The organism is Pseudoxanthobacter sp. (genome assembly GCF_036822375.1).
Taxonomy (GTDB): Bacteria; Pseudomonadota; Alphaproteobacteria; order Rhizobiales; family Segnochrobactraceae; genus Pseudoxanthobacter.
In genome coordinates, this window is the sequence record NZ_DAISHT010000060.1 from 1 (window position 1) to 7979 (window position 7979).

Annotated in this window: 6 protein-coding genes and 1 pseudogene; all 7 read right to left on the reverse strand. The window is 66.4% G+C overall.

Annotation, left to right across the window (positions count from 1 at the left end):
• A pseudogene (locus tag V7067_RS08030) lies at positions 1–512 on the reverse strand (carbohydrate ABC transporter permease); the annotation flags it as partial.
• A 5-nt stretch (positions 513–517) separates the two neighbouring features.
• The gene (locus V7067_RS08035; protein ID WP_334175370.1) at positions 518–1480 is read right to left on the reverse strand and encodes a sugar ABC transporter permease; all 963 of its coding nucleotides are present in this window, start codon (positions 1478–1480) and stop codon (positions 518–520) included.
• Entirely contained in the window at positions 1477–2808 is a 1332-nt protein-coding gene (locus tag V7067_RS08040) for an extracellular solute-binding protein (RefSeq protein ID WP_334175371.1), read from the reverse strand. The genes V7067_RS08035 and V7067_RS08040 overlap by 4 nt, the downstream gene beginning before the upstream one ends.
• A 45-nt stretch (positions 2809–2853) precedes the next feature.
• Complete coding sequence (locus V7067_RS08045) at positions 2854–3867, reverse strand: SIS domain-containing protein (protein WP_334175372.1); 1014 nt, start codon at positions 3865–3867, stop codon at positions 2854–2856.
• Between the two features lie 214 nt (positions 3868–4081).
• A complete protein-coding gene (locus V7067_RS08050) occupies positions 4082–5095 on the reverse strand; it encodes a LacI family DNA-binding transcriptional regulator (protein ID WP_334175373.1) in 1014 nt (337 codons plus the stop codon).
• A 31-nt stretch (positions 5096–5126) separates the two neighbouring features.
• Complete coding sequence (locus V7067_RS08055) at positions 5127–6056, reverse strand: ornithine cyclodeaminase family protein (RefSeq protein WP_334175374.1); 930 nt, start codon at positions 6054–6056, stop codon at positions 5127–5129.
• A gap of 25 nt (positions 6057–6081) precedes the next feature.
• Positions 6082–7527 (reverse strand): MFS transporter, encoded by a 1446-nt coding sequence (locus V7067_RS08060; protein ID WP_334175375.1) that lies wholly within the window; start codon positions 7525–7527, stop codon positions 6082–6084.
• Positions 7528–7979: the final 452 nt, after the last annotated feature.

Genomic DNA, 7979 nt, shown 5'->3' on the forward strand with positions numbered 1-7979 from the left:
TCCAGCATGTAGGCGCGGATCAGGAAGGTGGTGAAGGGAATGCGGAAGGCGGTGTAGAGCAGGATCAGCGCCCAGAACGAATTATAGAGCCCGATCGCCTGCAGCATCTTCACCAGCGGGATCAGCGCCACGGTGGGGCTGAGCATCAGCCCGCCCAGAATGAAGGCGACGATGGCCGGTTTTCCCGGCAGGGCGGTGCGCGTCAGGCCATAGGCTGCCCAGGCGCTGATGAACACCGTGGCAATGGCGGACAGAACGGTGACGATCAGGCTGACCAGCACATAGTCGCGCACACCCTGATTCCACGCATCGACATAGTTTTTCCATGTCCACTGCGTCGGCAGGGCGAAGGGATCGCCGAAGATCTGGGTGTTGTTCTTGAAGCCGTTGAGGGTCATCCACAACAGCGGATAGAGCACGACGATGCCGAGGGCGACGAGGAAGGTCCACAGCGACACGCGGGCAAGCACGGTGGCGAAGCTGCGCGGGCGCACGGGAGAGGCGGCGGGCATGGCGTTCACAGTTCGACCCTCCGTCGCCGGGTGTACCAGAGCTGGGCCAGGCCGGTGAGCAGCGTCACGACGAAGATCACCGCGGCAATGGCTGCGCCGTAGCCGAAATTGTTCTCGATGAAGCCCTGCTGATAGAGCCAGGTTCCCAGCACCTGACTGCTGTTGTTGGGGCCGCCGGCCGTCATGACCATGACTTCGTTGAACACCTGAAAGGCGCCGGTGATGGTGACGATGATCATCAGGCCGGTCATTTCGCGGGTGAGGGGCAGCGTCACGTTCCACATCCGGCGCAGCGGGCCGGCGCCGTCGATGATGGCGGCGTCGTAAAGCTCGCGCGGGATCTTCTGGATGGCGATGGCAAACAACAGGGTGGAATAGCCGAAGCCCTGCCACTGGCTCATAGCGATGATGGCATAGATGGCGGTGTGCTCGCCGCCGAGCCACGGCTGAATGAGCCCGCCGAGGCCCAGATGGGCCAGTGCGGCATTGAGCAGGCCGATTTTGGGCTGGTAGATGAAATAGAACAGCAGACCCGACACGGTGACGGAAATGGCGGAGGGGATGAAATAGACCGCCCGCCAGAACCGTCGCCAGCCCTCGTTGCTCAGGCCCTCGATCAGGGCTGCCAGCACGAAGGCGCCGAACACCTGAAACACCACCGAGAGAACGGCATAGAGCACGTTATTGACGAGGGCGCTCCACACCACGGGGTCGTGCATCAGCCGGACATAGTTGCCGAGGCCGACATAGGAGAGCTCGCCCGTATAGATGTCCTCGTCGGTGGTGCTGACGCGGAAATTGTCGAAGATGGGATAATAGACGAAGATACCGACCAGAAGGAGCGCCAGAGCAGCCCAGCGCAGCGACAGCCAGTTGCGCACGCGGGCGAAGGCAGCCCCTGCCGCCGGCCCGGCGGGCGCGCCACCCGGCAGGGCGGCGCGCGTCTCAGTCTGGCCGGGGCGCGTCATTTGCGCTCGGCGGCGGCGGCCTGCCGCACTTTCTCGACCACCTGATCCGGGGTCATGGTGCCGCCGGCCAGCGCCTGCAGGCTGGAAAGCCAGGCAGAAGCCACCCGCGGCGGGTTGGCGGTGTCGAGCCACGGCATCAGATAGGACGCCCTGGCAATATCGGCCATGCCGGCCACCACGGCCGGGTTCATGTCGTCCGGCGAGCCGCCGCCGAGGGTGGCGCTGGGCTGGCCATAGGGCGGGGCCGACAGCACCCTGGCGTTCGGCACAGAGGTGACGAACTCCATGAAGTCGATCGCCAGCGGGATGTTCTTCGAGGTGGTGCTGATCATGTAGCCTTCCGGCGCCCCCTCGATGGCTGCCGTGTCGCCTTTGGCGTCCTTGGGCGGCGGCAGACGGAAGAAGCCGAAGTCTTCGATCTTCAGCGGGCTGTCCTTGGATGCGCTCTGGTCGAACTCAAGGATCTCCTGATAATACATCGCCGAAGTGGTGTTGCTGAAGGACTGCAGTGCCGCGGCATAAGAGGTGCCGTTGGTGGCCGTGCCGTCGGTGCAGCGGTCGATGATGTCCTTGAACTGCGTCAGCGCCGCGACATAGCCGGGATCGGTATACTGGGCGGTCTTGGGGTTGAAATCGCGCTCAAGGGTCGCCTGCGGCACGTTGTAGGCCAGCAGCTGGCCGGCATAATGCACGGCGGGCCAGGCCTCCTTGTTGCCGAACGAAATCGGCGTGGTGCCGGCCTTGCGCAGGACGTCGCAGGACGCGAGCAGATCTTCGAGATTTTCCGGCGCCTTCAGGCCGTTCTTCTCGAAGATGCTCTTGTTATAGCCCATGAACTTGGCATCGAGATAAAGCGGGATGCCATAGAGCTTGCCATTGTACTGGAAGGCTTTGACGGCGGCCGGCGTCAGGGTTTTGCCCCAGGCGGTGTCCGGGCCGATGACTTCCGTCAGATCCACGGCGCGCTTGCCGCGCACGAAGTTCTCGCCCCAGCTGCCGGTCCACGAGAAATAGATGTCCGGCATGGAGTTGGAGGCGACGAGCGTCTTGGTTTTACCCTTGATGCTGTCGTCGCTCTCCTGAATGAGCTCGATCTTCACACCGGGGTGTAGCTTTTCGTATTCTTTCGCCAGATTGACGAAATAGGGCGAAAGCTGCTGCAGGCCGAACTTCGTGAGCACCGTCAGGGTGCCGTCATAGTCGACCTTGGCGTTGGGATCGGCCGTGACGGCCTCCCGGGAGGCGCCGCTGAAGCCCTGACCGACAGTCAGGCTGTAGGCGGAGACGGCAGTCAGCGCGACCGCCGCCAGATGCAGGGAACGTTTCATAAAGCAGCTCCTTCCGGAAGGTTTTATCTGAGTCTGTTTATGGGATCAGTATTCGACGCGCTTGTAGTAACGGCGGGTCGTCAGCGGGTGCTGGCGCAGCACCTCCAGATGAGCGCTGAGGCGCTCAAGCTCGGTGGCCAGAATGACCGGCGAAATCAGGGCGCGCACCTCCGGCGAAATACCCGGCAGCGGTGCTGCGGCGGCATCCAGAACCCGGACGCGGTCGGTGTAGCGGCGGGCGAAATTCTCCACCCGGTCCGACAGCGGCCGGTATTTGTCCTCGCCCTTGAACACGAACACGCTGACGCCCGGCTCCACCAGTTCCAGCGTGCCGTGGAAGAAGTCGGCCGCATGCACCGGACGGGTGCGGATCCACTGCATCTCCTCCAGAATGCACATGCCGTAATAATAGGACTCCGGCCACACCGACCCCGCGCCGGTGAAGATGTGGTAGTTTTCGTCCTTGATGGTGGCGGCAAGCTGGGCGGCGGTATCCTCGAAGGCCGCTTTCACGCCGACCAGCAGCTCCGGCAGCGTCTTCAGTTCGGCAACGGTCGCCTCATAGCCGGCATATTCGCCGCGCTCGGCCAGCAGCGCCAGCACGATCAGCAGCGTCTGCAGATAGAACATCTCCGAGGAGGTGTCGTCTTCGGCGAAGTTGGTGAAGTTGTAATCGGCTTCCTGCGCCAGCGGCGTGTCCTTGTGGCCGGTCAGCGTGATGGTGATGCAGCCGCGCGCCTTCAGGAAGGACAGCAGCTCCACGCTTTCCCGGGTGGTGCCGGACAGCGAGGGGATGACCACCACGGCCTTGTCATCGAGGCCGGCCGGCGGATCGAGCACCACCTGCGCCGGGAAGGCGGAGGCGACCGGGAAGGTGGACAGCCGGCCGGCAAGCTCGATAGCCGGCAGGGTGAGGAGCTGAACGCCGCCGGTGCCCATGAAGAACAGGCGTTCCGCGCCGCCCGAAATCAGCTTCTTCATGAGGGATCGCACATCATCGGCGATAGAGATGGCACCGCTCTGAATACCTACAAAGCGATCCTTGTCAAAATTAAGCATATTCTCTTTCCATATGCGTTGGATTGAGTGTCACGAGCTGGCACGAAAGGGGATATTCCCTGCAGATGACTGCAGAGTTATCTGATTATCGGCGCTGATTTCGTTGTGAGATCGATCTCACATAAGCTCAGTAGGACACACATCGCCGCGCTTGGCAAGCACGGGCGCGAAAAATGCGCCGGCAGGCGGAAATCCCGCCGCAGGATCAGGCAGTTCAGGGGTGGGAGACGGAGCCGCGAATCACCAGCCGGGTGGGGAAGCGCACCTTCCGCGGCGGCATCGTGGCGCCGGCGAGCCGCTCCAGCAGCATGCTGGCGGCAAGCGGGCCGATCTCGGCGGTGGGCTGGGCGACGACGGTGATCTGCGGATCGGTGAAGGTCGCGAGATTGAAATCGTCGAAGCCGATCAGCGACACATCGTGGGGAATGCTGAGCCCCATGGTGCGCAGGCCGAGCAGGGCGCCCTGGGTCATCAGGCTGTCCACCGTGAACAGCGCGCTCGGCCGCTCGCGCCGGCTGAACAGGCGGATGGTGGCCTCGATCGCGTGTTCCACCGCCGAGCGGGAAACCGAAATCAGGCTGTCGTCGGCGGCAATGCCGTGGGCGGCGAGGGCGTTCTGATAGCCGGCGAGGCGCTCCTGAGCGGTAAAGATGTGGGAATCGTCGCGCAGGAAGCCGATGCGGCGGTGGCCGTTGGCGATGAGATAACTCACCGCCTCGCGCGCGCCGCCCTCATTGTCGACCACCACGCTGTCGCAGCGCACCGCGCGGGCGGCGCGGTCGATCAGCACGAACTGCGCCCCTTCGCGGGCAAGGCTGGCGATGTGGCGGGTGTCGGTGGCGGAGGCCGGGGCCACGATGAAGCCGCCGATGCCGAGCGCGCGCAGGCTCTCCAGCAGTTCCTTCTCCTGCTTCACCGATTCCTCGCTGCTGGCAATCAGCAGATTGTGGTGCTTGCGGCGCAGCTCGGTTTCCACATCGTGGGCGATGCGGGCAAAGAACGGGTTCTGGATATCGCCGGGCACGAAGCCGACGATGGGCAACTGACCGCTGCGCAGCGCCTGCGCCACGCGGTTGGTGCGGTAGCCCAGCTTTTCGGCCGCCTCCAGCACCCGCATGGCGGTCTCGTCGCCGACATAGCCATAGCTGTTGAGCGCCCGCGCCGCGGTGGCGCGCGAGACATTGGCTGCCGCGGCGATGTCCTTCAGGGTAACGGCTTTCTGCCTCACCGCGGGCCTCTCGTGGTGCGGGGGGAGGGCGTCACAGTCCGGCGCTGCGGGCGAGCAGGCTGGCGGCGGCCAGATCCTCCAGCGAGGCGCCGACGGATTTGAATACCGTGATGGCGGCCGGGTCGGTGCGGCCGGGGCGGGTGCCGCGGCACAGATCGAACAGGTCGGCGGCGATCTTCGCCTCACTGAGCGCGCCGGAGGCCAGCGGCTGGATGATGTCGCCGGCCTCGGCAAGCGCGCCCTCGCGGGTGTCGACCGCCACGAGCGCCGCGCGGGCGAACACCGCATCGTCGGCCTCGCGCATGTCGGGGCGGAAGCCGCCGACGAGATCGACGTGGGCGCCGGGCGAAAGGGCTGCGCCGGGAATGAGCGGGCGGGTGGAGAGGGTGGCGGCGGCGACGATATCGGCCCCGGAAACGGCTTCGGCGGCATCCGTGAAGGCTGTGAAGGCAACCTCGGGGCGGGCGTGGTCGGCGGCAAAGGCGCGGGTGCGGGCGGCATCGCGTCCGACGATGCGCACCTGCGCGATGGGGAAGGTGGCGCAGTAGGCGTCGATCAGGTTGGTGGCGACGCGCCCGGTGCCGAACACGGTCAGCACCGTGGAGGCCGGCCGGGCCAGGAAGGTGGCCGCCAGCACCGAGGCCGCCGCCGTGCGCCGCGAGGTGAGTTCGCCGCCGTCGATCTGGGCGATCATGGCCCCGGTCGCCCCGTCGCTCAGCATGTAGGCGGAGGAAACCGCCGGCAGACCCTTGTCGGCATTGCCGGGGAAGACGTTGACGATCTTCACGCCGATGTGCCCGCCGGCGCTCCAGGCCGGCATCAGCAGCAGCGTGCCGCCGGGCACGGTGTAGTGCGGGCGCGGCGGCGTTTCGCAGCCGGCGGCAAACATCGCCTTCAGCGCGGCGATCAGGTCCGGCCAGCCGAGGCCCTTCCGGACGGCTTCTGCATCGAACAGCTTCATCGGGAAGTCCTCCGGAACGGGATTGTCAGGCGCGGCGTTTCTGCTTCGGGCGGTGGCCGCTCATGTCGGCGCCGGCATCGGCCGGCATGCGGGCATAGAACAGGGTACCCGCCATGGCAAAGGCCGCCACTGCGACAAAGGCGGCGGTGAAGTCGGCCGGCACCAGCTGTTCCGCGGTGCGCCCGTCGAGGGCGACGGCGGCCGCCAGCACGCCGGTGGCCGTGCACACGCCGAGCGACAGCACCATCTGCTGGATGGTGGTGTAGAGGCTGGTGGCGGCGCTCATGCGCGCGCGCGGCAGGTCGGTATAGGCGACCGTGTTGCAGGCGGTGAACTGCAGCGACTGGAAGAAGCCGGCGGCGATCAGCACCAGATAGAGCACCGGCAGCGGCCAGCCCGGACGGAAGGCGCCGATAAGGGCGATGAGCAGCGCCGAGAGCACCGCGTTCCACACCATGGTGGAGCGGAAGCCGAAACGGCGCAGGATCGGCCGGGCCACGATCTTCATGGCAAAGGAGCCGCCGGCGGCGGCAAAGGTGATGAGGCCGCTTTCGGCTGCGCTCATGCCGAAGCCGGTCTGCATCATCAGCGGCAGCAGGAACGGCAGCGCGCCGCCGGCAATGCGGGTCAGGGAGCCGCCATAGACCGAGGCGGCATAGGTGGAAACCTTCAGCAGCGTCAGGTCGAGGATGGGGCGGACATGATGGCGGGCGTGGACGGCGTAGGCGATGCCGAAGCCGATGCCGGCCATCACCAGCGATGCCGCCAGCAGGTCGGAGCCGGTCCGCCGGCTCAGCGTTTCCAGCCCGAACACGAGGCTGGCCAGTGCCGCGCCGGACAGAACGAAGCCGATGCCGTCGAACCGTCCGGGGGCGGGGCTGCGCACGTCCTCGATGACGCTGAAGGCGGCGATGACGCCGACGGCTGCCATCGGCAGGTTGATATAGAACGCCCAGTGCCATGACAGGTAGGTCGTGAAGAAGCCGCCCACCACCGGGCCCACCATCGGCCCGAGCAGGCCGGGCACCGTCATCCACGCCATGGCGGCGACGAAATCGCGCTTTTCCACGCTCTGCAGCAGCACGAGGCGGCCGACGGGCATCATCATCGCGCCGCCCAGCCCCTGCACGAGGCGGGCGGCCACCAGCATCGGCAGGCTGGTGGTGAGCGCGCAGGCCGCCGAACCCAGCGCGAACAGCACCATGGCGGCGGCGAACACGTTGCGCGAGCCGAAGCGGTCGGCCACGAAGCCGGAGGCGGGAATGAAGACGGCGAGCGCGATCAGGTAGGATGTGAGCGCCACGCTCATGTGCAGCACGGAGACGCCGAAATCGGCGGCCATGCCCGGCAGCGCTGTGGTCAGCACCGTGGCATCGAGCTGTTCCATGAACAGCGCGCCGGCGATGATGAGCGCCGTGAGACGGTAGTTGCGGGCGGTGCCGGGCACGGCCGGGCAGGACTGGTTGGCCATCTTGCAAAAACAAAAGCTGAGCCCGGGGGCGGAGACCGGGGATAACGGGCGGCAGGCGGGCAAAGGCTGAGGACAGTCCCGCCGGGATGTGGGAACCTTGCAGCCGGCGCGGGTGCCGTCCCGGTTCTTCGCACACCTGTCGTCACTGGCATGGCAATGAAGTCAGGGGTGGTTATCGCGCTGCCGCGGCCGGCCGGCAAGCCCCGCGGGCGCATGGCTCATGCGCCGGGCTGCCCGGCGCTGAGGCAGCGGAACGGTCCGGCCGCCTGCGCTTTGGGCGGTTGAACCGCGCGGATGAAGCGTGCGGCCCGGCCGGGCGCACCCGCTGCCGCCGCCTGCCGCGGGCGGCAAGAAACTTGAATGGAGAAGGCGCCGGGCCGGTTCCGGCGCCTGTCGTGCCCGCTCTGTCGCTGTGTCTGCTCTTTCGCCCGCCTTCCCGTTCGCGTGCCGTC